This window comes from Aeromicrobium sp. Root236 (assembly GCF_001428805.1).
GTDB lineage: Bacteria > Actinomycetota > Actinomycetes > Propionibacteriales > Nocardioidaceae > Aeromicrobium.
This window is the reverse complement of record NZ_LMIS01000001.1, coordinates 276,285-301,108: the sequence shown is the minus strand read 5'-3', so window position 1 is coordinate 301,108 and position 24,824 is coordinate 276,285. Positions and strand designations below refer to the sequence as shown.

Here is a 24,824-nt window from a genome sequence, read left to right as displayed (position 1 = left end):
TTCGGGGGGTGCAGGGTCCGAGATGGGGTGGTGCGAAGACAGCATCGGGTGCGGCCCTCCGGACGTTGCCCGGAGGACCGCACCCTCAGCAATCAGCTAATGCCAGCCGCGGTGCACAGCTTGGCGTACTTGCCGGTGCACAGATCGGAGGCCTTCATGTCGCCGGAATCGATGACAGCCTTGACGTTCGACTTGTCGATCGCGACCGGGTCCAGAAGGATCGCCGGGACGTCACGCTTGCCCGTGTCGTCCTTGACGGTGCCCGTGGTCTCGGCCTTGTCGCCCTTGGCCATGGCAATCGCTGCCTTGGCGAGCGCGCCGGCCTGACCCGTGGCGGACTTCTGGATCGTCATGCACTGGTCACCCGTGAGGATGTTCTGCAGACCCTCGACCGTGGCGTCCTGGCCCGTGACCGGGACCTTGCCGTTCTGGCCGTTCTTCTTGAGGATCGAGATGACGCCGCCCGCGAGGCCGTCGTTGGCCGCGTAGACGCCGTCGACCTTGCCGTCGACGCGCGTGTAGAGCTGCTCGAAGATCGTGACGGCCTTGTCGTTGTCCCAGTCCGGGACGGCCTGCTCAGCGACCTTCTTGTAGTTCGAGATCTTGTCGAGCACGCTGTGCGCACCCTGCGAGAACAGCGTCGCGTTGTTGTCGGTCGGCGAACCGTTGAGATAGATCAGGTTCGCCGGCTTGTCGCCCAGGCACTTGGCGAGGCCTTCACCCTGAAGGGCACCGACCTTGCTGTTGTCGTAGGAGATGTAGACGTCGGCCGAGCCACCCAGCGTCAGGCGGTCGTAGTCGATCGTCTTGACGCCCTGCTTCTTGGCCTTGGCCTCGATCGCGGCACCCGAGTCCGAGTCGAGGTTGACGATCGCGAGGACCGTCACGCCGTCGGTGATCATGCCGTCGGCGATGGTGGCCATCTTGTCGGCGTCACCCTCGGCGTTCTGGATGTCGTACTTGACTCCAGCAGCGTCGAACGCCTTCTTGAGGGCCGGACGGTCGGCGCTTTCCCAGCGGACCGAGGACTTGGTGTCGGGCAGGATGACGCCGATCTTGCCGGCCTTGTCCTTGCTGCCACCTCCGCCGTCACTGCTGTCGCTGCTGCCACCGCAGGCGCTGAGCGCGAGGCTCGCACCCATGATTCCTACAAGTACGAGATTGCGTGTCCGCTTCACACAGACCGCCTCCTATTTCCTCCAGTAGTGCGCCGGGGCCGACATTATTTCGTCCACGTGACGCGTTTGTTGTTTGCCACAACGTATACGGTGATGGGGGTCACGTCCAGCGGTTGCGACAACAAATTGGTTACAGGACGGTGACCCCACGACGCAGCAGGGGCACCGCCGAGTCGGCGATGCCCCTGACCTGCGGCTTTGCTCAGTCGAGCAGGCTGCGCAGCACGTACGGCATGATGCCGCCGTTGCGGTAGTAGTTGGCTTCGCCGGGCGTGTCGATGCGTACGACGGCGTCGAACTCGACGTCGCCGGCCTTCACGTGCACCGTGCGCGGCGTCTCGCCGTCGTTGAGCTTCGTGATGCCGGAGAAGTCGAACGTCTCCTCCCCCGTCAGCCCGAGCGACTCGGCGTTCTGGCCCTCCGGGTACTGCAGCGGGAGGACGCCCATGCCGATCAGGTTGGACCGGTGGATGCGCTCGTAGGACTCGGCGATGACGACCTTGACACCCAGCAGCGCCGTGCCCTTGGCGGCCCAGTCGCGCGACGACCCGGAGCCGTACTCCTTGCCCGACAGGACGACCAGCGGGACGCCGGCGGCCTGGTAGGCCTCGGACGCCTCGAACACGCTGGTGACCTCGCCACCGTCGATGAGGTTGCGCGTGAAGCCGCCCTCGGTGCCGGGCGCCATCTGGTTGCGCAGGCGGATGTTGGCGAACGTGCCGCGGATCATGACCTCGTGGTTGCCGCGACGTGACCCGTACGAGTTGAAGTCGCGCGGCTCGATGCCGTGCTCCGACAGGTACTTGCCCGCGGGGCTGTCCTTCTTGATCGCACCTGCGGGGCTGATGTGGTCGGTCGTGACCGAGTCGCCGAGCTTGAGCAGCACGCGGGCACCCGTGACCTCCTCGACCGGCGACGGCTCACGGTCCATGCCGTCGAAGTAGGGCGCCTTGCGGACGTAGGTCGACTCGGGGTCCCACTCGAACACGTCGCCGTCGGGCGTCGGCAGGTTCTGCCAGCGCTCGTCACCGGCGAACACGTCGGCGTACTCGCGGCTGAACGTGTCGGAGTCGATCGAGGTCGCGATGACGCCCTCGATCTCCTGCGGCGTCGGCCAGATGTCCTTCATGAACACGTCGTTGCCGTCGGCGTCCTGGCCGAGCGGCTCGGCGTAGAGGTCGACATCCATCGAGCCGGCCAAGGCGTACGCGATCACCAGCGGCGGCGACGCGAGGTAGTTCATCTTGATGTCGGGGTTGATGCGTCCCTCGAAGTTGCGGTTGCCCGACAGCACCGCGGTGACCGCGAGGTCACCGTCGTTGACGGCCTGGCTGACCTCGGGGATCAGCGGTCCGGAGTTGCCGATGCAGGTGGTGCAGCCGTAACCGACCAGGTTGAACCCCAGCTTGTCGAGGTAGACGTTGAGCCCGGACTTCTCGTAGTAGTCCGTGACGACCTTCGACCCGGGAGCCAGCGTCGTCTTGACCCACGGCTTGCGCTGCAGGCCCTTCTCGACGGCCTTCTTGGCCAGCAGACCGGCGCCGATCATGACTGAGGGGTTGGACGTGTTGGTGCAGGAGGTGATCGCCGCGATGGTCACGGCGCCGTGGTCGAGCACGAACTTCGTGCCGTCCTCGAGGGTGACCTCCTGCGGGTTGCTCGGGCGGCCACCGTCGGCGGGCGCGCAGCTCAGGTAGTCACGAGCGGGCGTCTGGCCGTCTGCGTGCTCGTTGGACGGCGGGTCGGAGGCCGGGAACGACTCCTCCAGCGACTCGTCCCACTCGCCTGCGACGGCGTCCGCGTCAGCATCGACGTACGCCGCGAGGGCACCGCGGAACGACTGCTTGCTGTCGGTCAGCGACACCCGGTCCTGGGGACGCTTGGGGCCGGCGATCGACGGGACGACGTCGCCGAGGTCGAGCTCCAGGTACTCGGAGTAGCGCGGCTCCTTGTCGGCGTCGTGCCACAGGCCCTGCGCCTTGGCGTAGGCCTCGACGAGGGCGATCTCGTCGTCGGTGCGACCCGTCAGGCGGAGGTACTTGGTGGTCTCGTCGTCGATCGGGAAGACCGCGATCGTCGAGCCGTACTCCGGGCTCATGTTGCCGATCGTGGCGCGGTTGGCCAGCGGCACCGCACCCACGCCCGAGCCGTAGAACTCGACGAACTTGCCGACGACCCCGTGCTCACGGAGCATCTCGGTGATGACGAGGACGAGGTCGGTGGCGGTGGCGCCCTCGGGCAGCTCGCCGGAGAGCTTGAAGCCGACCACACGCGGGATCAGCATGCTGATTGGCTGGCCGAGCATCGCCGCCTCGGCCTCGATGCCGCCGACACCCCAGCCGACGACGCCCAGGCCGTTGACCATCGTGGTGTGCGAGTCGGTGCCGACGCACGAGTCGGGGTAGACCGTGCCGTTCTTGTCGAACACGACGCGCGCCAGCTTCTCGATGTTGACCTGGTGCACGATGCCGGTGCCCGGCGGGACGACCTTGAAGTCGTCGAACGCGCCTTGGCCCCAGCGAAGGAACTGGTAGCGCTCGCGGTTGCGCTCGTACTCGATCTCGACGTTGCGCTCGAACGCCTCGGGCGTGCCGAAGACGTCGGCGATGACGGAGTGGTCGATGACCATCTCGGCCGGTGCGAGCGGGTTGATCTTGGTGGCGTCGCCGCCCAGGTCGGCCATGGCCTCACGCATCGTGGCGAGGTCGACGACACACGGGACGCCGGTGAAGTCCTGCATGATCACACGGGCAGGAGTGAACTGGATCTCCTTGCTGGGATCGGCGTTGGCGTCCCAGCCGGCCAGCGCCTCGATGTCGGCCTTGGTGATGTCGGCGCCGTCCTCGGTGCGGAGCAGCGACTCGAGGAGCACCTTGAGGCTGAACGGGAGGGTCGAGACGTCGAGTCCGTCGCCCGTCACCGCGTCGAGGCGGTAGTAGTCGTACGTGGAGTCCCCGACTGTGAGGGAGTCCTTCGATCCAAAGCTGTCGACGGCCATCGTCATTCTCCTTCGCGTCGTCTTCCATCCTGCCCAGCATCGCTGCGCAACGCACGGTCAGGTCGTCCTAACCTCGTGCGGAATGTCTCTTGACATCAAGATACATGATGTCGAGACGTCTGGCACCTCGACGCGCGGTCAGAACGGGTCGGGGAACTTCAGGAGCGGCGAGTAGTAGGCGATGTACGTGATCGCGACGCCGAGCAGGCCCACCACGCCGGCGACGTCCACCGCGGTGAGGATCCGCTGGCGCCCCTCGGTGGTCCGCGCTCCGGCACCGGTCGCGCGTACGACCTTGGTGCGCGCGATGCGATCGGCGAAGCCACGGTCGCTCGAGAGCAGCAGCGGCACGACCAGGACGATGAGCGCGAGATAGGCCGCCCCGCCGAAGTGCCAGCTGTCGGGCGTCAGCCTCCGGAACGTCGTCGGCAGGCCGATCGGGATCGCCGCGACGGCAAGGTCGAGCAGCACCGCCATGATCAGGCCACGCAGGATCCCCCGGCCGGCGCCGGTGGGCGCCTCGTCACCCACGTCGACGACCGCGAGGCCGACACGGTGCTTGCCGATGCTGTGGCCGCGCAGGCCCTGACGCAGTCCGTTGTTCCAGATCAGGAACAGCTCCCCCGCGATCAGCCCGCTGAGGATCAGGTCGTCGGAGAGGCTGATGGTCCAGAAGTCGGCGCTGCCGCCGTCCGACACGGCCTCGCGGACCGCCCGGCCGAGGAAGTAGAGCAACGCACCGGCAGAGAACGCAGCGCTGAACAGCAACGCGTCGTGCCCGAGCGCTTCACGCCGCAGCTGCTTGATCGTCCTGTAGTCGGCCATGACGACTCCTAACGCATCGATCGTACGTATCCGACGAGCTTGCGGCCGTCCCTGACACGGTCCTCCCACGTGATTCCGAATCCGAGCAGGACGACGCTGACCCCCGCGATCAGCACCACACGGGGAGCCGCATTGGCGTACGGGCCGATGTTGAACAACACCAGCAGGGCGAGGATCGTGACGCCGAAGACGAAGGGCGCCTGCCAGCTGAAGCGGATGCCGAGCGCCAGCGCCGCGGCCGCGCCGAGTCCGAGCAGCAGCGCGCGCAGGTCCGTCGGGTCGGCCAGCGCCTGCGGGACGCTCGGCACGAGAGCGAGGGTCAGCCCGGGGCCGAGCAGCAGCCAGGTCTCCGTGTCGGGACGCTTGCGGACGAAGTAGAGACCGACCGCCAGGCCGATCGCACCGAACGGCAGCGTGTAGGCCTCGACGAACGAGAAGCCGTTGTCCACGAGGAGCAGGACGTACGCGACGGCGAGCGCGGCCCCACCGGGCCACAGGTACCACCGGCGATCCGGCACGACGAAGCTCAGGCCGATCACCACGACGCCGGCGATCGTCCACCGGACGGCGGCCTCGGACGCCGAACCCTCGGAGACCAGGGCGACGAACATCGTGACGGCCGACGCTGCCTCGACCCCGAGGCGTACGGGGTGCTCGCGCAGCAGCGTCCCGGCCGCGGCGACGAGAGCCAACGACACGACGACCCCGACGAGGACTGGGACCGCCTCCGGCGGGTCGAGCAGGTCGGCCGCGGCCGCAAGGCCGGCGACGACCGCGAGGACGCCGGCGACGGCGTACACCTGCCGGGCCCACACAGGACCCTTGGCGTACGCCAGCCCACCGAGCACCAGAGCGCCGGCGATCCACGCCGAGACCGACACGCCCTGGTTGGGAGCGGCGAGTGCGGCGGCGAAGCCGGCGAGCACCGCTGCCGCGGGACCGGCGAGGGCTCCGAGGCTCCGGACGTGGGCAGCGAGGAGGGCTGTGGCGACGACCAGCAGCACTGCCACGGCCGCCCACAACGCCAACCGGGCCTCGACCACCGCGACGAGAGCGCCCAGGGCGAGCGCGGCCGCGACCGACGAGAACGCCTGCGCGCGGCTCGCCTTGAGCTCGGGCCAGCGCGGGACGAACCACGCGACGATAAGGAGACCGACGACCATCGGCACGACGACCCAGGCCGCAGTGTCCTCAGCCCACGCGGTCTCCAGCCGACCGTCCCAGGACCCGTTCCACGCGTCGTCGAACCCGGTGCCGATCGCGTTGAACACGTCGACGAGCAGGCCCAGGTGCAGGAGCACGACGCCGGCGACGACGGGAATCGCGCCGACCCGCAGACCCTTGGCCCAGTCGGACGCGCCCCGCGAGGCGGCGACGGCGAGCACCGCGGCGAGCCCCGCGATCGCCAACCAGGCACCCTCCGGCCGCCACGCGTCACCCGATGGGACCGCGACGAGCGCGCACACCGCGAAGACCGCCAACGCCACGGCCCAGATGCGTACGGGGGCAACCAGCCAGGCGATGACAACCGCAGCGGCGGCCATGAGGACCAGCGGCAAGCCGTGCCCGTCCCCCACGAGCTCGTCGACCGTCGGGTGGTCGACGAGGCCGATCAGCGCCACGACGTACGACCAGGCGAAGAACGCGGCCACCACGACTCGCGCGGTGATCGTCAGCGGACGTATGCCCGCGGGGCGGGTCGTGAGCGCGAGCAGGCCGGCGACGACCAAGGCGAGGATCGACCGCCAGGGCAGGTCCCAGTCGACCGGGCCGTCGACTGGGACGTTGGCCGCTCCAATGCCCGCGATCGTGATGCCGAGGCCGCCTGCGAGTGCGGTTGAGAGCAGGTCGGCCTTGAGCGACGCGCGGGCGAACAGTCCGATGCCGATGCCCAGGCCGACGAGCACGACACCCCAGACCACCCAGGCCCACGCGACGTCCATGCCATCGAGGCCGAGCATGCCCTCGTGACGGGCCGCGAAGAAGTCCAGCGTCAGCAGGGCCAGGACGACGGTCCACACGGCTTCCGCCGACGCACGCAACGTCCGGCGAGTGACCCAGACGCCGAGGGCCGCGAACGCAGCGGTCACGCCGAGCAGCACGAGCGTCCGGCCGACCAGCCCCAGGTCGCCCCATGACCGGGTCACGAAGATGAATCCGGCGACGATCAGGCCGAACGCGCCGAGCGTCAGCAGGATCGTGCCGACCGACCACTGCCGGGGCGCCGGGCGCTGCCCGGTCTGGAGCTGCCCGGTCTGCAGGAACCCGCCGAGGGCGTCGTCAGCCGGCGCGGGCCTGGCCTGCGGATAGGTCGGCAGCGTTCCGGCCGCGGGCGGCGTGGTCGGTGCGCGCGGCGGGGTCGGTGCCTGCGGCGAAGGTGGCACGACCGGCGGTGCCGGCGGCACGGTGGGTTGCGCAGGTGGTGGGGCTGCCTCAGGTGCCGCGAACGGATCGGCTGCTCTCGGCGGCGGAGGCGCCAGCACCGAGCGGTCCCGCTTCTGGGCCGCGCGCGCCAGGAGCTCATCGGCCTGCAGGAGCGTCTGCCACAGCTGGCGGACCTCGGCAGACGTCAGGTCGAGGCCGCAGTGCGGGCACGTCGACTGACCGGCGATTGCGCCGCGACAGTCCGGACAGGCTTGCGGGTCTGCGAAGCGCATGGCCTCACTGTGTCCTGACCCTCACTCCCGCACAAGCACCGCCACGCATTCCACGTGGTGCGTCATCGGGAACAACGCGAACGCTCGAAGACCTTCGAGGGCGTAGCCGCGTGCGGCGAACGAGGCCAGGTCGCGGGCCAGGGCCGCCGGATCGCAGGCGACGTAGACGACGCGCCTCGGGGCGAGGTCGACGATGCCGGCGACGGCCTTCTTGGCGCCGGTACGCGGTGGATCCAGCACGACGACGTCGGCCGACTCCCCCAGCGACCCGTTGCGGAGCGCACGTTCGACGGTCTCGCCGACCAGCCTGACCTGGGGGAAGTCGTGCAGGTTGCGGCGGGCGTCGCGGGACGCGCCGCGGTCGGACTCGACGCTGAGGACGACGCCCTCCTCTCCGGCCTCGTCGGCGATGAACGTCGTGAAGAGGCCGACCCCGGCATAGAGGTCGAGCACCGTGTCACCGGCGGTCACGTCTGCGGCCTCGATGACCGCGTCGACGAGCGTCGCCGCCGCGTCAGGGTGCACCTGCCAGAAGCCCGAGCCGGACACCCGGAAGTCGGCGGCGAGGACGCGCTCGGTCACAGCACCTCGTCCGCCACGCACGGTGCCGTCGACCGCCACGACGCCGTCGACGGCCGCCTCGACGTCGTCCGGGATCGAGGCGTCGGTGACGAGGAGCGTGTCGCCGGTCGACGACACGATGGCCTCGACCGACTCGGCGTCCCACGTACGACCGAGCACTTCCGGCAGGTCGGGGTGGGCGATCAGGCAGCGGTCGACCGGGACGATCTCGTGCGACCGGTGCTTGCGCAGCCCGGGCCGGCCCTCGTCGTCGACCGCGAACTGCATGCGCGTACGCCAGTCGAACGCCTCCGGCTCGACGGCCTCGACCTCGCCGTCCCACGTGATGCCGGCGAGCCGGCGGAGCTGCTCGCGTACGACGTCGCCCAGCAGGTCGCGCTGGGTCGCCGGGTCGACGTGCTGGAAGTCGCAGCCGCCGCACCTGCCCGGTCCCGCGTACGGGCACGGCGCCTCGACCCGGCCCGGCGCAGCCTCGATGACCTCGACGGCGTCGGCCCGCAGGAACGTCTTCGAACGCTCGGTGATGTGGATGCGTACGCGCTCGCCCGGCAGCGTGTGACGGACGAACACGACCTGCCCGTCGAGGCGGGCGACGCAGTGCCCGCCGTGGGCGACCGGTCCGACGTCGACGATCGGGTCGGTCATCGGTCGCGGAAGCCGCGGCGGATGTCACCCGGTGCCGGACGGCTGCGGGCGAGCCGCTTCTTGGCGCGGCCGGCGGAGCTGAGCTGATAGGGCACGCTCGTCACCATGACGCCGGGCATGAACAGCAGGCGGCCCTTGAGGCGCAGGGCGGTCTGGTTGTGCAACAGCTGCTCCCACCACTTCCCGACGACGTACTCGGGGATGTAGACCGTGATGATGTCGCGGGGGCTCGACTTGCGGAGCTCCTTGACGTAGCGGATCACGGGGCGCACGAGCTCGCGGTAGGGCGAGTTGACGACCTTGAGCGGGATCGGGATCTCGAGGTCCTCCCACTGCTTCATCAACGCCTCGGTCTCCGCGGGATCGAACTCCACGGTCAGCGCCTCGAGCGAGTTGGGCCGCGACACCCGGGCGTACGACAGGGCCCGCATCGTCGGCTTGTGCAGCTTGCTGACCAGGACGATCGCGTGCACCCGGGCGGGCAGCGCGACGTCGGAGTCGTCGATCGCGAGCTCGGCGGAGACCCGGTCGTAGTGCCGGCCGATGCCTCGCATCAGCAGGAAGATCGCGATCATCGCCACGATCGCGATCCACGCGCCGGCGAGGAACTTGGTGATCAGCACGATGACCAGCACCGTCGCCGTCATGCCCAGGCCGATCGAGTTGACGACCCGGGACCGCTTCATGCGGGAGCGTTCGGCGGGGTCCTGCTCCGTACGAAGATGACGGTTCCAGTGCCGGATCATGCCGAGCTGGCTGAGGTTGAACGAGACGAACACGCCGACGATGTAGAGCTGGATGAGCCTGGTGACCTCGGCGTCGTACGCCTGGATCAGCGCCACCGCCGCGACCGCCAGCAGGATGATGCCGTTGCTGAACGTGAGCCGGTCGCCGCGGGTGTCGAGCTGGCGGGGCAGGAAGCCGTCGCGGGCCAGGATCGAGCCCAGCACCGGGAAGCCGTTGAACGCCGTGTTGGCGGCCAGCACGAGGATGATGCCGGTGCAGGCGATCGTGAAGTAGAAGAGCGGGGTGAAGTCGCTGTAGAGCGACTTGGCCAGCTGGCCGATCACGGTGTTCTGCTCGTAGCTCTTGCCCACGGCGGTGCCGTCGGCCTTGAGCAGCTGACGAGCGGGGTCCTCGACGTAGTGCAGCTTCATCAGGTCGGCGAGCACGACGATGCTCATCAGCATCGTGATGGCGATCGAGCCCAGCAGCAGCAGGGTCGTCGCAGCGTTCTTGCTCTTGGGCTTCTTGAACGCGGGCACGCCGTTGCTGATCGCCTCGATGCCGGTCAGCGCGGTGCAGCCCGACGAGAACGCGCGGGCGAGCAGGAACACCATGGCGACGCCGGTGAAGCCGTTCTCGAACTGGCCCTCCGGCGAGATGGAGTACTTCGCGCTCTCCGCGTCCGGCAGGTCGCCGGTCAGGTAGCGCAGGTAGCCCCACAGCCCCATCAGGATGATCGCGATCATGAACAGGTAGGTCGGCACGGCGAACGCCTTGCCCGACTCCTTGGTGCCACGCAGGTTCATCGCCATCAGGACGAAGACGAGCACTGACGCAGCGGTCGCCTCGTGCCCGTTGAGCCACGGCAGCGCCGACGCCGCGTTCTGCACTCCCGAGGAGATCGAGACGGCGACCGTGAGGACGTAGTCGACGAGGAGCGCGCTGCCGACGGTCAGGCCGGCGGTGGGTCCCAGGTTGACCGTCGCGACCTCGTAGTCGCCGCCACCACTCGGATAGGCGTGCACGTTCTGCCGGTAGGACATCACCACGACCGCCATGACGCAGGCGACGGCGATGCCGATCTTCCAGTTGAACGCGTACGCCGACAGCCCGCCGAGCGAAAGCGTCAGGAAGATCTCGTCGGGCGCGTAGGCGACGGACGACAGTGCATCGCTCGCGAAGACCGGCAGCGCGATCCGCTTCGGGAGCAGAGTCTCACCGAGCTGGGTGCTGCGGAGCTTGCGGCCGACCAGCGCACGCTTGGCGACCTCGGTGATTCCCACGAGAGACGATGCTAGACCTCACACTGAGTCTTTGCGCGGCCCGTCCCGACGCGGTGTAGCGTCGCCTGCGTGCACATCGTGATCATGGGCTGCGGCCGAGTCGGCTCGACCCTCACCCGCAGCCTCGAGGAGCGCGGCCACACCACGGCCGTCATCGACTCCAACCCGGACGCTTTCCGCCGCCTGGGCCCGGGTTTCAGCGGGATCACGGTCACCGGCATGGGATTCGACCGCGATGTCCTGATCAAGGCCGGCATCGAGCACGCCGACGCGTTCGCCGCGGTCTCGAGCGGCGACAACTCCAACATCATCTCCGCGCGTGTCGCCCGCGAGCAGTTCAAGGTCGAGAACGTCGTCGCCCGCATCTACGACCCGGGCCGCGCCGAGGTCTACGAACGCCTCGGCGTACCCACCGTCGCCACGGTCCCCTGGGCTGCCGACCAGGTCCTGCGTCGCCTGGTCCCGGCCGGCACCGAGCCGGCGTGGCGCGACCAGACCGGTGAGGTCCGCCTCGACCAGGTCTACGCGCCCAACCCGTGGATCAGCCGCAAGATCTCCGAGCTCGAGGACGCCGCCGGCGTACGCGTCGCCTTCCTCCGCCGCCTCGGCACCGGTGTCATCGCCACCCCGGACACGGTCATCCAGGAGGGCGACTACTTGAGCCTGTTCATGCGCGAGGACCACGCCAGCGCCGCACTTGCCGCCCTCGAGGCCGGACCGGAGGACGACTGATGCGCGTCGTGATCGCGGGAGCCGGCGCCGTCGGCCGCTCCGTCGCCCAAGAGCTCATCGACAACGGCCACACCGTGCTGCTGATCGACAAGTCCCCCGCATCGATCCGAGCCGACGCCGTGCCGGAGGCCCAGTGGCTGCTCGCCGACGCGTGCGAGCTGTCGTCCCTGGAGGAGGCGCAGCTCGAGTCGTGCGACGTCGTCATCGCGTCGACCGGCGACGACAAGGCCAACCTCGTCATCTCCTTGCTGGCCAAGACCGAGTTCGCCGTCCCCCGCACCGTCGGCCGCGTCAACCACCCGAGCAACGAGTGGCTGTTCAGCGAGTCGTGGGGCGTCGACGTCTCGGTCTCGACTCCCCGCATCATGTCGGCCCTCGTCGAGGAGGCGGTCTCGGTCGGCGACCTGGTGCGCCTGTTCACGTTCCGCCAGAGCAACACCAACCTCGTCGAGCTCACGATGCCCGAGGACTCCCCCTACGTCGGCAAGCGCGTCGGTGAGGTGCCGTGGCCCGACGACGTCGTCCTCGTGGCGATCCTGCGGGACAACGCGATCCAGACGCCGGACGCGGACCGTTCGCTGGAGTCCGGCGACGAGCTGCTGTTCGTGACTCCCGAAGAGGCCGAGGACCACCTCGGCGAGCTGCTCTCCCCCAAGGGCTGAGCTCAGGCCCCGTCCGGCTCGACGGGAGTGCGGTCGCGGCCGAGCATCCACGCCATGACGGCGAAGGACGCGACGTAGAGGGGCCAGCCGAGCGCGAGCTTCGCCGAGCCCAGCAGGGCGACGTGATCCGTCGCCCACAGCGGTCCCTGGATCGCCACGCGGATGATGTTGGGGGTGACGAGCACCCAGGTCAGCCTGGTGCAGAGCTTGACCAGTCCGCGGTCGTCGTGCCAGGCCGTGGGGTCACCGGTGGCGCTGCCGATCAGGAAACCCACCAAGGGCCAGCCGACGGCGATGGACACGATCATGATGGCGCCGGTCCCGGCGTTGAGCAGGATGCCCGGCAGGAACACGTCACGCGCTTCGCCGGTCCGTGAGGCGATGAACGCCGCGATACCGATGCCGAACAGGGCGTTGAAGACGAACTGGATCGTCGAGCGCTGGACGACGCGTACCAGGAGCAGCAGGACTGCAGCGCCGACGCTGATCGTCAGCGACGTACGCAGGTCGTGCGTGATGATCCACGACACCGTGAACAGCGCCGTCGGGACAGCACCCTCGACGATCCCCCGGCGCCCGCCGAACGCCTTGGCGAGCTGCGAGCGAACGACTGCTTCGACCGTGGCAGCCTGGTCGGTCATGCCTCGAGTTCGTAACGTGGGTTGTAGATCACGCGGGTGCCGTTGCGCATGCCGATGCGCCCGTACGCCTTGAGCTGCCGGCCTGCGGCCACGCCCTCGATCTTGCGGCGGCCGAGCCAGATGAGGGTGACGCAGTCCGAGCCGTCGTAGAGCTCGGCCTCGAGGGCCGTCACCCCGTCGACGGGACGCAGCGTGACGGAGCGCAGGACACCGTGGATCGTCACCACGGAGCGGTCCGCCTGGGAGGCGATGAGCTTGCAGCCGGCCTTGGCGGCGTCGCTCTGCAGCTCCTCGGCCTCGATGTTCTCGGTCGAGAGTCTTTCAAGGGTCCTGCTGATGCGTCCCATACTGAAATTCTACTCCTCGTCCGGGGTCGCGACGGCGTTCTCGGGCAGTGTGAGCAACAACGCTTCCCGCGGGATCCGAGCCTCGATGCCGCGTACGACGATGACGTCGCGGAACGCGTCCATCAGCGGTCCGTCGTCGCTCGGGTTGAGCGCGACCTCGCCCAGGAACGTGCCACGCAGCAGCCATCGCGGTCCCTCGACGGCGACGATGCGACTGGGCTGGAAGCCCTTCTCGTTGTCAGGCAGGTCGACCGGCACGGTGACCCGCAGCTCCGGCCCGAACGGGCCGTCGACCTGCTCGCACTCCCCGTTCAACCGGGCGACCTCGAGGATCAGGTCGTCGCGGACCTCGTCCCACAGCCCGCCGGAGCGCGTCGCGGCGAAGGCGCGCAGCTCGAGGGCGGAGTCCTCGGCGACGAGGACGGCTGAGGCGATCTGCCCCTCCTCGCCTTCGGCCGGGAGCTGGATCGAGTACGCGTCGCGGGCGCGCACGAGCAACGGACCCAGGTCGATGTAGGACCGGTCGCCGTCGGGCGTCTTCTCCGTGATGTCCCACGGACCGTTCGCGCGTACGTCGGGCGCGGTCTCCTCGGGCTCGACGTCCTCCTGCGACTGCTCCTGCTTGCGTCGGCGCACCATCAGCTTCTCTCCCCCTGGGGCTCGGCGATCGCGTGACCGCCGGTCGAACCGTACCCTCCGGCTCCCCGCGCCGAGTCGGGCAGCGACTCCGCTTCCGCGAATGCCACGCGCTCGACCCGCTGGATCACCAGCTGCGCGACCCGATCACCGCGCGTCAGACGTACGGACTCGCGGGGGTCGTGGTTGACCAGGAGGACCTTGATCTCTCCACGGTAGCCCGCATCGATCGTGCCGGGGGTGTTGACGATCGACAGGCCGTGACGCAGAGCGAGCCCGGAGCGCGGGTGCACGAATGCAGCAAGGCCCTCGGGCAGGGCGACCGCGATGCCGGTCGGGACCAGCGCGCGCTCGCCGGGAGCGAGCTCGACGTCGATCGTCGTCACGAGGTCGGCGCCGGCATCGCCGGGATGCGCGTACGTCGGGAGCGGCACTCCCGGATCCAGACGTGTGACGGCGACCTCGAACATGGCAGCGACCCTACCTGCGTCGGAGCGCCGGCCGGCATGAGGCAAGGTTGAACCGTGACGACGTACCGCGAACGACTGACCGCGCCCGCTTCCTGGTGGCTGGCCGCGATCGTGTTCGCCGCTGCCTGGGGCTGGATCATGCTGGTCGCGACGACGTGGCCCATCGCCATCGTCACGACTCTCATCGTCGCTGGTCCCGGCCTCTACCTCGTGTGGCGCTACGGCGCGCTGCTGATCTCGGTCGATGCCGACAGCCTGCGCGTCGGCCGTGCGTCGATCGACCGTGCGCACCTTGGCTCGGTCGAGCCGCTGCACCGCGCCGACTACCGGCTGCGCCTCGGGACCCAGGCTGACGCCCGGGCCTACCTCGTGACCCGCCCCTACATCGATCGCGGTGTGCTCATCCCGCTCGCCGACGACAGCGACCCCACGCCCTACTGGGTCGTGTCGAGCCGCCATCCGGACGCGCTCGCCGCTGCTCTGGGCCACACTGAGAAGGCGCCGGCCACACCGGCGCACGACCTGAACGGAGACCCGCCCCGTGGCGAAGAAGAAGGCTAAGCACGCAGAGCAGCTCCTCGCCGAGGCCACCACCACGCCCAAGACCAAAGCGCCCGGCAAGGGCGCGTGGAAGCTCATGGACCGTGGCTCGTCGATCGTCGCGGGCCTGCTGGCCCAGCGGGCCTCCGTGCTCGCGTGGCGCGCCGTGACCGGCAAGAAGCCGCCGAGCAGCGGTCGCCATCCTGACGTCACCACGGGCGAGGCCGTCGCGTGGGCGGTCGTCGGTGGGGCGATCATCGAGCTCGTCAAGGTCGGCGTGCGCCGTGGCACCGCGACCTACTGGGTCAAGTCGACCGGTCACCTGCCGCCAGGCATGAAGCCCTTGGAGAACTCGGCCCCGGACAACGCAAAGGAGCCGGTCCTTGCGGATCCGGCTCCCGAACGTTCGACCAAGAAGAAGGTCAGTAGGCGCAATCGCGGCAGATGAGGACGCCGTTCTTCTCTGATGCCAGCTGGCTGCGGTGGTGCACCAGGAAGCAGGACGAGCAGGTGAACTCGTCGAGCTGCTTGGGCACGACCTGGACCGCGAGCTCTTCGTGTGACAGGTCCGCACCGGGCAGCTCGAAGTTCTCGGCAGCCTCGGTCTCGTCCTCGTCGACCTTGCCCGAGCTCTTCTCGTGCCGACGCGCCTTGAGCTCCTCGATGCTGTCCTCGGACTGCTCTTCCTCGGTCTTGCGCGGTGCGTCGTAATCGGTAGCCATCAAATCTCCCTTTGTGCGGAACAACCGGCGTGATTGTGCCACACGCCCCAAATGTTCCGTTCGTCAGAACCCACAAGCACGTACGAGGGCGAAATATTCCTCAGCAATCGCAGGATGAGCAGCCATCACCATACGCTCGTCCGGGCCCCCGTCGAAGCCACTCAGGACCAGGCCCGACTCGGCGGCGATCAGGCCGCCCGCGGCGAGGTCCCAGGGCTTGAGCCCCTGCTCGAGATAGGCGTCGTAGTAGCCCTCGGCCAGCCCGCACAGATCCAGTGCCGCGGAGCCGATGCGGCGGATGTCACGGACCTGCGGCAGGAACGTCGCCATCGCCGAAGCCTGCGCCGTGCGTACCTCCGGGACGTAGTTGAACCCGGTCGCCACCAACGCGTGTGCCACCGACTCGGGCCGCGGCGCCATGAGCGGCTCGCGGGACTCGCCGGCGTAGCGCCAGGCGCCCGCGCCGCGGATCGCGCCCCACTCCGCGCCCGTCGCGATGTTGATGACGTAGCCCGCGACGACCTCGTCGTCGTGGCGGGCGCCGATCGAGACGGCGTACGTGGGGATGCCGTAGACGAAGTTGACCGTGCCGTCGATCGGGTCGACGACCCAGTCGACCCCGCTCGTGCCCACGACGTCGTTGCCCTCCTCGCCGACGAACCCGTCATCGGGCCGCGCCGCGAAGATGCGGTCGCGGATGAGGCGTTCGCACGCCTCGTCGATCTCCGTGACGACGTCGGTCGGGCTCGACTTGGTGGCCGAGATCGTGACGCGACCGGCGGGACGGCGGCTGGCGACGAACGCAGCGGCTTCGCGGCCGACCTCACGGGCCAGCGCCAGGAGCTCCTCGCTCATGCAGCTGCCCCCCAGAAGAGCCCACGACAAGGGACCACCTGCATGAGTGCCTGATTGTTCCCTCGCTGGCGCTCGGTCATGCGACCGTCGCGGACGTGCCGTCGGCGGCGCCGCCGATCGTCGGCAGAGCCGATCGCGGGTTGAGGCAGCAGTCGACCGGGCACACGTCGTGGGACGGTCCGAGCGCGCCGAGCGAACAGCGCTCCGGCTGCTCCCCCCGTTCCACGGCAGCACGCTCGAGCAGCAGGTCGCGCACCATGGCGACGAACCCCGGGTGGGCGCCGGGGGTGTCGACCCGGTCGTACGCCATGCCGAGACCGTCGGCCGTCATCTTGGCCTCCGTGTCGAGGTCGTAGATGACCTCCATGTGGTCGGAGATGAACCCGATCGGCACGACGACGACGGACGTGGTGCCGGACTCGTGCAGCTCACGCAGGTGGTCGTTGATGTCGGGCTCCAGCCACGGCATGTGCGGAGAGCCCGACCGCGAGCAGTAGGCCAGCGACCAGCGATGCGTGCCGACGCCCTCCGCAACCAGCTCGGCCACGCTCTCGTGCTGGCGGACGTACGCCTCGCGGCCCGGCCCGCCGCTCGCGAGGTTCATGGTCTCGGGGATCGAGTGCGTCACGAAGACGACGTGCGTGCCCTCGGGCGCGCTCGCGAGAGCCTCCCCCGTCGCCTCGATGAACGGGCCGACGAAGCCCGGATGGTTGAAGTAGTGCCGCAACCGGCTCAGCTCGATGTCGAGGCCACTGACGGCGTCGTAGAGGTCCTCGCGGTACTGCCGGCAGCCCGAGTAGGACGAGTAGGCGCTCGTCACGAAGCATGCCGCCCGGCGCACACCGTCGGCTGCCATCTGGCGTGCCGCGTCGCGGAGGTAGGGGTCCCAGTTGCGGTTGCCCCAATAGATCGGCACGTCGACGCCGTGGTCGGCGAAGTCCTTGCGGAGCGCGTCGAGCAGCTCGAGGTTGAGCTCGTTGATCGGCGACTTGCCGCCGAACAGGTAGTAGTGCTGGCCGACCTCCTCGAGCCGTTCACGTGGGATGCCGCGCCCCCTGGTGACGTTCTCGAGGAACGGGACGACGTCGTCCGGATGCTCCGGGCCGCCGAACGACACGAGCAACAGGGCGTCGAAGGGGCGTGCATCCATGTGCTCATCATCCCACCGGCACGGATAGGGTCGGCATGCTGGGAGGGCATTCATGCTGACGACATATCGGGACGTGCTGTCACGGCCCGGCGCTGCCCTCTTCTCGTTCACCGGTGTCTGGTCGCGCCTGCCGCTGTCGATGACGGGTCTCGGCATCGTCCTGCTCGTGTCGGAGCGCACCGACTCCTACGGTCGCGCCGGCGTGATGGCCGCGGCGTACGTCCTGGCGGCGGCCGCGTTCGGGCCGTTCCAGGGCAGGTTCGCCGATCGCATCGGCCAGGCCAAGGTGCTGGTCGTCGTCGGGACCGTCTACGCCCTGGGCATTGCCATGACGCTCGTCGCGATCGAGTCCGACTGGCGCGCCCCGCTCCCCCACCTGTGCGCCGTTCTCGCCGGCCTGGCGACGCCGCAGACCGGCAGCATGGTGCGAGCTCGCTGGACGCACGCGGTGTCCGAACGCAGCCAGCTCAACACCGCGTTCTCGATCGAGGCGGTCCTGGACGAGGTCGTCTTCGTCGTGGGCCCCGTGCTCGTGACGTTCCTGACCCTCGAGGTCGCCGAGGTGTCGGGCCTGGTGTTCGCCGGCGCCGCTGCCACGCTCGGGTCCTGGGCCTTGGCCCTCCAGCGCCACACTGCTCCCCCGCTCATCCGCCAGGACGGCCAGCCCCGCGAGGCGATCGGTTGGGGACTGCTCGGTCCGCTCGTGGCGGTCTCCGTGGGGCTCGGGACGCTCTTCGGCTCAACAGAGGTCATCGTCGTCGCGTTCACCGAGGACGACGGCCGGCCGGGCGCCGCCGGCGCGGTCCTGGCCGTGTGGGCCGCCGGCAGCCTGGTCGCCGGGATCGCGGTCGGGGCGCTCCCGCAGACCCTTCATCCCCTTCGTCAGTTCCGCTCGGCGATGCTGGCACTCGCTCTCCTGTTCGCGCCCCTCGGTCTGCTGCCCAGCTCGGTGTGGCTCGCGGTCGGGATGTTCCTCGCCGGCGTCATGATCTCGCCGACGCTCATCGCCATGGTCAACATCACCGAGCTCGGAGTCCCCGCGTCGCGCCTCACGGAGGCGCTCACGTGGACCGGCACCGGCATGGCCGTCGGCGTCGCGCCGGGCGCCGCCGTGGCCGGCTGGGTCATCGACCACGAGGGGGCGTCGGCGGGCTTCCTGGTGCCCTTGATCGCGGGGCTGGCCGCCGCGGCTGTCGCGTGGAGCATCCGTACGCCCTCGCGGGGTGCCGCGGGGTGAACTTCCGGGCAGTGTGGCACTAACCTTGGGCTCGACATGACCGAACTCACTCTCGCCGAGCGCAGCGTCGAGCTCGTGCGCACCTGGATCGAACCCGCGCGCACCTCCAAACGCCGTGCCGATCCCTCCGCCGAACGCCTTGCCCAGCTGCTCAAGGACCCGCACGGGCTCGAGTTCACGATCGGTTTCGTCGACCGCGTCGTACGCCCCGACGACCACCGCGTCGCCGCCCGCAACCTGCGGCGGCTCGCGCTGCACACACCGTCGTTCCTGCCCGTGTCCCAGCGTGTGCTGCTCAAGCTCGGCGCCGTCACGGCGGTCGTGTTCCCCAAGATGGTCGTGTCGATCGCACGCCGCACGCTGCGCCGCATGGTCGGTCACCTCGTCGTCGACGCCCGCCCCGACAAGCTGGGCAAGACGATCAAGCGCCTGCGCTCCGGCGGCGACCGGCTCAACCTCAACCTGCTCGGCGAAGCCGTCCTCGGCGAGGGCGAGGCCGCGCATCGCCGCGACGGCACGATGGAGCTGCTCGAGCGCGACGACGTCGACTACGTCTCGGTCAAGGTGTCCTCGGTCGCCAGCCAGCTCTCGATGTGGGCGTTCGACGAGTCCGTCGCGCGCGTCGTCAAGCAGCTGACCCCGCTCTACGAGCGCGCGTCCAGCGGCGAGCCGACGTTCATCAACCTCGACATGGAGGAGTACCACGACCTCGACCTCACGGTCGCGGTGTTCAAGGCGATCCTCGAGTCGTTCCCCGACCTCGAGGCCGGCATCGTCCTCCAGGCCTATCTGCCGGACGCGCTCGGCGCGATGCAGGACCTGCAGGAGTGGGCCACGCAGCGCCGCGCCAAGGGTGGTGCACCCATCAAGGTGCGCGTCGTCAAGGGCGCCAACCTGGCGATGGAGCGCGTCGACGCGGCGATGCACGGCTGGCCGCTCGCGACGTGGTCCAGCAAGCAGGAGACCGACACCAACTACAAGCGCGTACTCGACTGGGCCATGACCCCCGAGCGCGTCGACGCCGTACGACTCGGCGTGGCGGGCCAGAACCTGTTCGACATCGCGTACGCCTGGCTGCTCGCGGGTGATCGCGGCGTCCGCGAGAGCGTCGACTTCGAGATGCTGCTCGGCATGGACAGCGGTCCGGTCGACGCCGTGCGCGACGACATCGGCCAGCTGCTGCTCTACACGCCGGTCGTGCACCCGTCGGAGTTCGACGTCGCGATCTCCTATCTCGTACGCCGGCTCGAGGAGAACGCGAGCAGCGACAACTTCATGTCGGCGGCGTTCGAGCTCGCCGACGAGCCGGACCTGCTCAACCGCGAGATCCGGCGGTTCTTCGCCTCCGTGGATGCGCTCGACGACACGGTGCCCGAGCCCCACCGCACGCAGAACCGGCTCACCGAGGTCGTGCCCGTGCATCCCGACACGTTCGCCAACACCCCAGACACCGACCCCTCCACCGCACCCAACCGCGAGTGGGGCCGGCTCGTGCTGGCCCGGTCGGCATACACGCAGCTCGGCACCGAGACCGTCCGGGGCAACACGATTCCCGGCCCCGCGAGCCTCGAGAGCGTCATCCAGGACACCCGCGTGGCGGCCAAGGGCTGGCAGGGCCGCGGCGCCGAGGTCCGGGCGTGGATCCTGCACCAGGCCGGCAACGCGCTCGGTGCACGGCGCGGCGACCTGATCTCGGTCATGGCTGCCGAGGCCGGCAAGACGATCGCCGAGGCCGACGTCGAGGTCAGCGAGGCGATCGACTTCGCGCACTACTACGCCGAGTCCGCACGCCGGCTGGAAGCCGTGGACGGTGCCGAGTTCGTGCCCGACACCCTGACGATCGTCGCTCCCCCGTGGAACTTCCCCGTCGCCATCCCGGCCGGCTCGGTGCTCGCCGCTCTCGCCGTCGGCAGCGGGGTCGTCATCAAGGCAGCGCCGCAGACCCGCCGTTGTGCCGCAGTCATGGTCGAGGCGCTCTGGCAGGCCGGAGTCCCGCGTGACGTGCTGCGCTACGTCACGATCGACGAGGGCCCCCTCAGCAAGGCGCTGATCTCGCACTCCGACGTCGACCGGGTCATCCTCACCGGCGGCTGGGACACCGCCAACCTCTTCCGCTCGTGGCGGCCCGACCTCCCGCTTCTCGCCGAGACGAGCGGCAAGAACGCGATCGTCATCACCCCCAGCGCCGACATCGACCTCGCGGTCGCCGACCTGGTCAAGAGCGCATTCGGGCACGCAGGGCAGAAGTGCTCGGCGGCCAGCCTGGCGATCCTCGTCGGATCCGTGGGCGACTCCGAGCGGTTCGAGCGCCAGCTCATCGACGCCGTCTCGTCGCTCAAGGTCGGTTTCCCGCACGATCCCGAGGTCACGATGGGGCCGATCATCGAGCCGCCACTCGGCAAGTTGGCCGAAGGCCTCACGACCCTCGGCGACGGCGAGCAGTGGCTCGTTGCGCCGCGTCAGCTCGGCTCCGACGCTCGCGTGTGGTCTCCGGGCATCCGGGTCGGCGTACGCCCCGGGAGCCGGTTCCACAGGACGGAGTACTTCGGGCCCGTCCTCGGCATCATGAAGGCCAAGTCGCTGCAGCAGGCGATCGAGTGGCAGAACGCGACCGACTACGGCCTCACCGCCGGCATCCACTCGCTCGACGCCAAGGAGGTCAACACCTGGATCGACTCGGTCCAGGCCGGCAACCTCTACGTCAACCGCGGCATCACCGGCGCCATCGTCCAGCGCCAGCCGTTCGGCGGCTGGAAGCGGTCGTCGGTCGGCACCACCGCCAAGGCCGGCGGGCCCAACTACCTGACGCACCTCGGCACGTGGCGCCCCCGACCCTTGCGGTCGACCGAGGCACCCGAGCTGTCGCGTGAGGTCTCCCGCCTCCTCGACGCCGCGCGGCCCCACGTCAGTGGCGTGGAGCACCGCGAGCTCGCCGCCGCCGCGTCGTCGGACCACATCGCCTGGACCCGTGAGTACGGCGTGCTCAAGGACGTCTCCAAGCTGGGCGTCGAGCGCAACGTGTTCCGCTACGTCCCGGTGCCGGTCGCGGTCCGCTTCGACGGCACCTACCTGCCCGAGCTCATCCGCGTCCTGCTGGCGGCCGCTCGCACCGGTGCGCCTGTCGCGGTGAGCTCCCGTACGCCGCTGCCGTCCGGCCTCGCACCCAAGGCACGGATCGAGACCCACGACGAGTGGCTCGCGCACATCGCGGCGACCCGGCCGGCCCGGGTGCGCCTCGTGGGCTCGGACCCGCGTGAGGTCGCGATCGCCGTCGACGGCGACCCAGACGTCGCGATCTACTCCGGCCCGGTGACCCAGTCGGGACGCGTCGAGGCGCTGCCGTTCCTGCAGGAGCAGTCCGTCACGATCACGAACCATCGCTTCGGCAACCACGACCCCGAGTTCGAGCTCGTCCTCCCCCGCAACCGCTGAGGCCCCGGGGGCGGCTCAGGAGTGGTCGATGCCGGGCGGGAGCGGTGCGGTCCAGCCACGCTTCAGGGCGATGAGCCGCCAGCCGAGGCACACGACGAACGCCAAGGCGTACCACCACTCGGAGTAGCCCTCGTGGTGCACGAGCGTCGCGATGAGCGCACCCGCGAACGCCGGCGTCGCGTACAGCTCCCCCCGGAAGATCACGGGTACGCGACCGGCCACGACGTCGCGCAGCATGCCGCCACCGATGCCGCTCAGCGTGCCGAGCACCGACGCGGCGAGCACGTTGAGGCCAGCTTCGTCCGCCTTGACCGCCCCGGTGACGCAGAACAGGGCGAGGCCGACCGCATCGAGCACCATGATCTGACGCTCCATGCGGCCGAACGCCGGGTGGAACACGAACACCGCCAACGCCGTGGCCGCCGGCACGACGAGGTAGCGCCAGTCGTCGAGCGCCGCCGGCGGGACCGAGCCGATCAGCACGTCACGCAGCACACCGCCACCGAGCCCGGTGATCAGTGCGAGCACCGTCACGCCGAAGACGTCGAGCTCCTTGCGCACGCCGACGAGGGCTCCGGTCGAGGCGAAGACCGCGATTCCGGCAAGATCGAGGACCAGGAGCAGAGTGTCGGACACGGCGACGACGCTATCTGGTCTCGGCGCGTCACCGCAGGTTCGCATCCTGCGCGCCTAGGATGAGAACACGCTTCGGGTGAACGCCCACTCGGAGCCGGTGTCACATCGGAGGCGATGACATGCGTGATCTCGGTCTCGACGGACTGAGCGAGGACAGACGGTTCCTCATTGCGCGTGACGCGTCGACCGGTGAGCAGTTCCGCATCCCCGCTGATCACCGCCTCGCTTCCCTGATCGGCAAGCCGTCCCACTCTGGGAACACCTCCGGCCAGATGGAGATCCGCATGGAAAGCTCTCTCAGCCCACGCGACATCCAGACCCGCATCCGCCGCGGCGAGACCCCGCAGGCGGTCGCCGACTCCGCCGGCGTGCCCGTCGAGCAGATCCTCGGCTTCGCCGGGCCCGTGCTCGCCGAGCGTGAGTACATGTGCGAGCAGGCGCGCAAGACCTCGATCCGGCGCAAGCACGTCGGCGGTGCCGGCGTGCTGCTCGGCACCCTCGTGTCGGAGAACATCGCCGCCAACGGTGGCGTGCCCGAGTCCGCTGCGTGGGACTCCTGGCGGCGCGAGGACGGCCGCTGGAACGTGCAGGTGACCCCCGAGGGCGCCGCACACCCCGCGAGCTTCCTGTTCGACGTCAAGAGCCGCTACGTCGTACCCGCTGACGAGTTCGCCCACGACCTGGTCGGCGATGTCGCCCTGCCCGACTCGACCGACATGGCGATCGCCGATGCCGTACGTGCTCCGTCGCGTCCGGCCGAGGCTCCTGTCGACGTCGTCGGCGAGACCGAGGACATCACCCCCGAGGTCGAGGAAGGCCCGCAGATCGGCGTCGCCTCGCTCAAGGAGGCCCGCGAGCGCAAGGTGCTCGAGCAGCTCGCGATCGGCGAGTCCGAGGACGCTGACACCTCAGCCGCGCTCGAGCACGAGGTCGACGACTTCGAGGAGTCCCTCGAGCACGACGTCGCGGTGCCCGACACGATGGGTCCGCGCAAGAAGCGCCATGAGCGCCGCCGCGTCCCGAGCTGGGACGAGATCATGTTCGGCGACAAGTCCGACTAGATCCCTCGCTGGGAGTCATCTCGCCGGGTTTCGTCATCGGGCGGCTTCGGCGTGTATCGCGCCCCCTACTCGCAGAGCTCGTGGGGGGACCCCCAGCAGAGCTCGCTCGACCTCACCCGAACGGCAGCACGTCGGGTGACAGGGCTGACGCCTTGGCCGACGCGGCCGTCATCCGCCGGCGATGGTGCCTGCGGCACAGCACCTCGTAGCCCACGACCGGCTCCTGGTCGACCTCGTCGTCCTCGGGCGTGAGCTCGTGGTCGACATCGCCCACGACGATGACATCGCCCTCGGTGACCATGATCCCGTCCTCCGTGCGCGCATTGTGCGTCGCGCGCTCGCCGCACCAGCACAGCGCCTCGACCTGCAGCGTGTGGACGCGGTCGGCGAGCTCGATGAGGCGGGCCGATCCGGAGAACAGCTGCGTACGGAAGTCGGTCAGGATGCCGAACGCGAAGACGTCGATCGACAGCTCGTCGGTGACCTTGGCGAGCTGGTCGATCTGGTCGGCGGTGTAGAACTGCGCCTCGTCGCACACGAAGTAGTCGATGCGGCCGCCCTGGGTCAGCTCGTCCACCGTGTACTGCCAGAAGTGGAACCGGTCGTCGACCTCGATCGCGGGCACGGCCAGGCCCAGTCGGCTCGAGAGCGTCGCCTGCCCGGCGCGGTCGTGCGACGTGAAGACCCGGCCGACGCGTCCCCTGGCCCGGTGGTTGTGGTCCATCTGGAGCGCCAAGGTGCTCTTGCCGCAGTCCATCGTCCCCGAGTAGAAGTTCAGCTCCGCCACGGAGACCATCCTGCCAGCCGCG

Annotated in this window: 22 protein-coding genes; 7 read left to right on the top strand and 15 right to left on the bottom strand. The window is 69.4% G+C overall.

All coding sequences use genetic code 11. The features are described from left to right. Positions 1–92 precede the first annotated feature (92 nt). The 6 genes from ASE12_RS01500 to ASE12_RS01475 all read right to left on the bottom strand — a co-directional run bounded on the left by ASE12_RS01500 (position 93) and on the right by ASE12_RS01475 (position 10,894). Entirely contained in the window at positions 93–1,142 is a 1,050-nt protein-coding gene (locus tag ASE12_RS01500) for a sugar ABC transporter substrate-binding protein (protein WP_200954944.1), read from the bottom strand. A 238-nt stretch (positions 1,143–1,380) separates the two neighbouring features. Further along, positions 1,381–4,176 carry an aconitate hydratase gene (locus tag ASE12_RS01495; RefSeq protein ID WP_200954943.1) on the bottom strand — a complete coding sequence of 932 codons (2,796 nt, stop codon included), beginning with the start codon at positions 4,174–4,176 and terminating at the stop codon, positions 1,381–1,383. 138 nt (positions 4,177–4,314) lie between these two features. Then, positions 4,315–5,001, bottom strand: a complete 687-nt coding sequence (locus ASE12_RS01490) for an RDD family protein (protein WP_056396034.1) — start codon at positions 4,999–5,001, stop codon at positions 4,315–4,317. Positions 5,002–5,009: 8 nt separating this feature from the next. After that, positions 5,010–7,658, bottom strand: coding sequence for an SCO7613 C-terminal domain-containing membrane protein (locus ASE12_RS01485; RefSeq protein ID WP_056396031.1), 2,649 nt, complete (start codon positions 7,656–7,658; stop codon positions 5,010–5,012). 21 nt (positions 7,659–7,679) lie between these two features. Further along, entirely contained in the window at positions 7,680–8,885 is a 1,206-nt protein-coding gene (locus tag ASE12_RS01480; RefSeq protein WP_056396028.1) for a class I SAM-dependent RNA methyltransferase, read from the bottom strand. Beyond that, positions 8,882–10,894 carry an APC family permease gene (locus ASE12_RS01475; protein WP_056396025.1) on the bottom strand — a complete coding sequence of 671 codons (2,013 nt, stop codon included), beginning with the start codon at positions 10,892–10,894 and terminating at the stop codon, positions 8,882–8,884. Before ASE12_RS01475 ends, ASE12_RS01480 begins: the two co-directional genes overlap by 4 nt. A 69-nt stretch (positions 10,895–10,963) precedes the next feature. Between ASE12_RS01475 and ASE12_RS01470 the strand changes: the two genes are divergently transcribed. Both ASE12_RS01470 and ASE12_RS01465 read left to right on the top strand, forming a co-directional pair. Continuing rightward, positions 10,964–11,626 carry a TrkA family potassium uptake protein gene (locus ASE12_RS01470; protein WP_056396023.1) on the top strand — a complete coding sequence of 221 codons (663 nt, stop codon included), beginning with the start codon at positions 10,964–10,966 and terminating at the stop codon, positions 11,624–11,626. After that, positions 11,626–12,288 (top strand): TrkA family potassium uptake protein, encoded by a 663-nt coding sequence (locus tag ASE12_RS01465; protein WP_056213494.1) that lies wholly within the window; start codon positions 11,626–11,628, stop codon positions 12,286–12,288. The genes ASE12_RS01470 and ASE12_RS01465 overlap by 1 nt, the downstream gene beginning before the upstream one ends. A gap of 2 nt (positions 12,289–12,290) precedes the next feature. Here the strand turns inward: ASE12_RS01465 and ASE12_RS01460 are convergent, their stop codons facing one another. From ASE12_RS01460 to dut, 4 genes are read right to left on the bottom strand one after another with little or no spacing between them, the layout of a single operon-like run. After that, positions 12,291–12,929, bottom strand: a complete 639-nt coding sequence (locus ASE12_RS01460; protein ID WP_056396016.1) for a DUF3159 domain-containing protein — start codon at positions 12,927–12,929, stop codon at positions 12,291–12,293. Next, the gene (locus ASE12_RS01455) at positions 12,926–13,276 is read right to left on the bottom strand and encodes an OB-fold nucleic acid binding domain-containing protein (RefSeq protein ID WP_056213490.1); all 351 of its coding nucleotides are present in this window, start codon (positions 13,274–13,276) and stop codon (positions 12,926–12,928) included. Before ASE12_RS01455 ends, ASE12_RS01460 begins: the two co-directional genes overlap by 4 nt. 9 nt (positions 13,277–13,285) lie before the next feature. After that, positions 13,286–13,915, bottom strand: coding sequence for a DUF3710 domain-containing protein (locus ASE12_RS01450; protein ID WP_056396013.1), 630 nt, complete (start codon positions 13,913–13,915; stop codon positions 13,286–13,288). Next, positions 13,915–14,382 carry a dUTP diphosphatase gene (dut, locus tag ASE12_RS01445; protein ID WP_056396011.1) on the bottom strand — a complete coding sequence of 156 codons (468 nt, stop codon included), beginning with the start codon at positions 14,380–14,382 and terminating at the stop codon, positions 13,915–13,917. The genes ASE12_RS01450 and dut overlap by 1 nt, the downstream gene beginning before the upstream one ends. Before the next feature lie 54 nt (positions 14,383–14,436). On the opposite strand from dut, the gene ASE12_RS01440 reads away from it, so the two are divergent. After that, positions 14,437–14,943: a DUF3093 domain-containing protein gene (locus ASE12_RS01440; protein ID WP_056396007.1), complete on the top strand. Its 507-nt coding sequence runs from the start codon at positions 14,437–14,439 to the stop codon at positions 14,941–14,943. Then, entirely contained in the window at positions 14,924–15,370 is a 447-nt protein-coding gene (locus ASE12_RS01435; RefSeq protein ID WP_056396004.1) for a DUF4235 domain-containing protein, read from the top strand. The genes ASE12_RS01440 and ASE12_RS01435 overlap by 20 nt, the downstream gene beginning before the upstream one ends. On the opposite strand, the gene ASE12_RS01430 is transcribed toward ASE12_RS01435, so the two are convergent. The 3 genes from ASE12_RS01430 to ASE12_RS01420 all read right to left on the bottom strand — a co-directional run bounded on the left by ASE12_RS01430 (position 15,345) and on the right by ASE12_RS01420 (position 17,649). Continuing rightward, positions 15,345–15,644 (bottom strand): DUF4193 domain-containing protein, encoded by a 300-nt coding sequence (locus ASE12_RS01430; RefSeq protein WP_056213481.1) that lies wholly within the window; start codon positions 15,642–15,644, stop codon positions 15,345–15,347. The two genes, ASE12_RS01435 and ASE12_RS01430, sit on opposite strands and share 26 nt — an antisense overlap. Before the next feature lie 63 nt (positions 15,645–15,707). Beyond that, positions 15,708–16,499 (bottom strand): inositol monophosphatase family protein, encoded by a 792-nt coding sequence (locus tag ASE12_RS01425; protein ID WP_056396001.1) that lies wholly within the window; start codon positions 16,497–16,499, stop codon positions 15,708–15,710. A gap of 76 nt (positions 16,500–16,575) precedes the next feature. Beyond that, entirely contained in the window at positions 16,576–17,649 is a 1,074-nt protein-coding gene (locus ASE12_RS01420) for a ferrochelatase (protein ID WP_082582013.1), read from the bottom strand. Between the two features lie 52 nt (positions 17,650–17,701). Here ASE12_RS01420 and ASE12_RS01415 point away from each other — a divergent pair, with 52 nt between their 5' ends. Then, positions 17,702–18,886 carry an MFS transporter gene (locus tag ASE12_RS01415; protein ID WP_056395997.1) on the top strand — a complete coding sequence of 395 codons (1,185 nt, stop codon included), beginning with the start codon at positions 17,702–17,704 and terminating at the stop codon, positions 18,884–18,886. A gap of 36 nt (positions 18,887–18,922) precedes the next feature. Further along, positions 18,923–22,318 carry a bifunctional proline dehydrogenase/L-glutamate gamma-semialdehyde dehydrogenase gene (locus ASE12_RS01410; protein ID WP_056395994.1) on the top strand — a complete coding sequence of 1,132 codons (3,396 nt, stop codon included), beginning with the start codon at positions 18,923–18,925 and terminating at the stop codon, positions 22,316–22,318. A gap of 15 nt (positions 22,319–22,333) precedes the next feature. Here ASE12_RS01410 and ASE12_RS01405 read toward each other — a convergent pair whose 3' ends face one another. Beyond that, the gene (locus tag ASE12_RS01405; RefSeq protein ID WP_235508815.1) at positions 22,334–22,954 is read right to left on the bottom strand and encodes a trimeric intracellular cation channel family protein; all 621 of its coding nucleotides are present in this window, start codon (positions 22,952–22,954) and stop codon (positions 22,334–22,336) included. 119 nt (positions 22,955–23,073) lie between these two features. Here ASE12_RS01405 and sepH point away from each other — a divergent pair, with 119 nt between their 5' ends. Then, entirely contained in the window at positions 23,074–24,015 is a 942-nt protein-coding gene (gene sepH, locus ASE12_RS01400) for a septation protein SepH (RefSeq protein WP_056395989.1), read from the top strand. Positions 24,016–24,127: 112 nt separating this feature from the next. Here sepH and ASE12_RS01395 read toward each other — a convergent pair whose 3' ends face one another. After that, the gene (locus ASE12_RS01395; protein ID WP_235508814.1) at positions 24,128–24,811 is read right to left on the bottom strand and encodes a thymidine kinase; all 684 of its coding nucleotides are present in this window, start codon (positions 24,809–24,811) and stop codon (positions 24,128–24,130) included. Positions 24,812–24,824: the final 13 nt, after the last annotated feature.

Excerpts from the sequence above, each read along its gene's own strand:
- ASE12_RS01425 (WP_056396001.1), bottom strand. The coding sequence starts at position 16,499 with ATGAGCGAGGAGCTCCTGGCGCTGGCCCGTGAGGTCGGCCGCGAAGCC.
- ASE12_RS01410 (WP_056395994.1), top strand. The coding sequence starts at position 18,923 with ATGACCGAACTCACTCTCGCCGAGCGCAGCGTCGAGCTCGTGCGCACC.
- ASE12_RS01465 (WP_056213494.1), top strand. The coding sequence starts at position 11,626 with ATGCGCGTCGTGATCGCGGGAGCCGGCGCCGTCGGCCGCTCCGTCGCC.
- ASE12_RS01500 (WP_200954944.1), bottom strand. The coding sequence starts at position 1,142 with ATGGGTGCGAGCCTCGCGCTCAGCGCCTGCGGTGGCAGCAGCGACAGC.
- ASE12_RS01480 (WP_056396028.1), bottom strand. The coding sequence starts at position 8,885 with ATGACCGACCCGATCGTCGACGTCGGACCGGTCGCCCACGGCGGGCAC.
- ASE12_RS01420 (WP_082582013.1), bottom strand. The coding sequence starts at position 17,649 with ATGGATGCACGCCCCTTCGACGCCCTGTTGCTCGTGTCGTTCGGCGGC.
- ASE12_RS01485 (WP_056396031.1), bottom strand. The coding sequence starts at position 7,658 with ATGCGCTTCGCAGACCCGCAAGCCTGTCCGGACTGTCGCGGCGCAATC.
- ASE12_RS01415 (WP_056395997.1), top strand. The coding sequence starts at position 17,702 with ATGCTGACGACATATCGGGACGTGCTGTCACGGCCCGGCGCTGCCCTC.
- ASE12_RS01450 (WP_056396013.1), bottom strand. The coding sequence starts at position 13,915 with ATGGTGCGCCGACGCAAGCAGGAGCAGTCGCAGGAGGACGTCGAGCCC.
- ASE12_RS01460 (WP_056396016.1), bottom strand. The coding sequence starts at position 12,929 with ATGACCGACCAGGCTGCCACGGTCGAAGCAGTCGTTCGCTCGCAGCTC.
- ASE12_RS01430 (WP_056213481.1), bottom strand. The coding sequence starts at position 15,644 with ATGGCTACCGATTACGACGCACCGCGCAAGACCGAGGAAGAGCAGTCC.
- ASE12_RS01455 (WP_056213490.1), bottom strand. The coding sequence starts at position 13,276 with ATGGGACGCATCAGCAGGACCCTTGAAAGACTCTCGACCGAGAACATC.
- ASE12_RS01490 (WP_056396034.1), bottom strand. The coding sequence starts at position 5,001 with ATGGCCGACTACAGGACGATCAAGCAGCTGCGGCGTGAAGCGCTCGGG.
- ASE12_RS01495 (WP_200954943.1), bottom strand. The coding sequence starts at position 4,176 with ATGGCCGTCGACAGCTTTGGATCGAAGGACTCCCTCACAGTCGGGGAC.
- dut (WP_056396011.1), bottom strand. The coding sequence starts at position 14,382 with ATGTTCGAGGTCGCCGTCACACGTCTGGATCCGGGAGTGCCGCTCCCG.
- ASE12_RS01395 (WP_235508814.1), bottom strand. The coding sequence starts at position 24,811 with ATGGTCTCCGTGGCGGAGCTGAACTTCTACTCGGGGACGATGGACTGC.
- sepH (WP_056395989.1), top strand. The coding sequence starts at position 23,074 with ATGCGTGATCTCGGTCTCGACGGACTGAGCGAGGACAGACGGTTCCTC.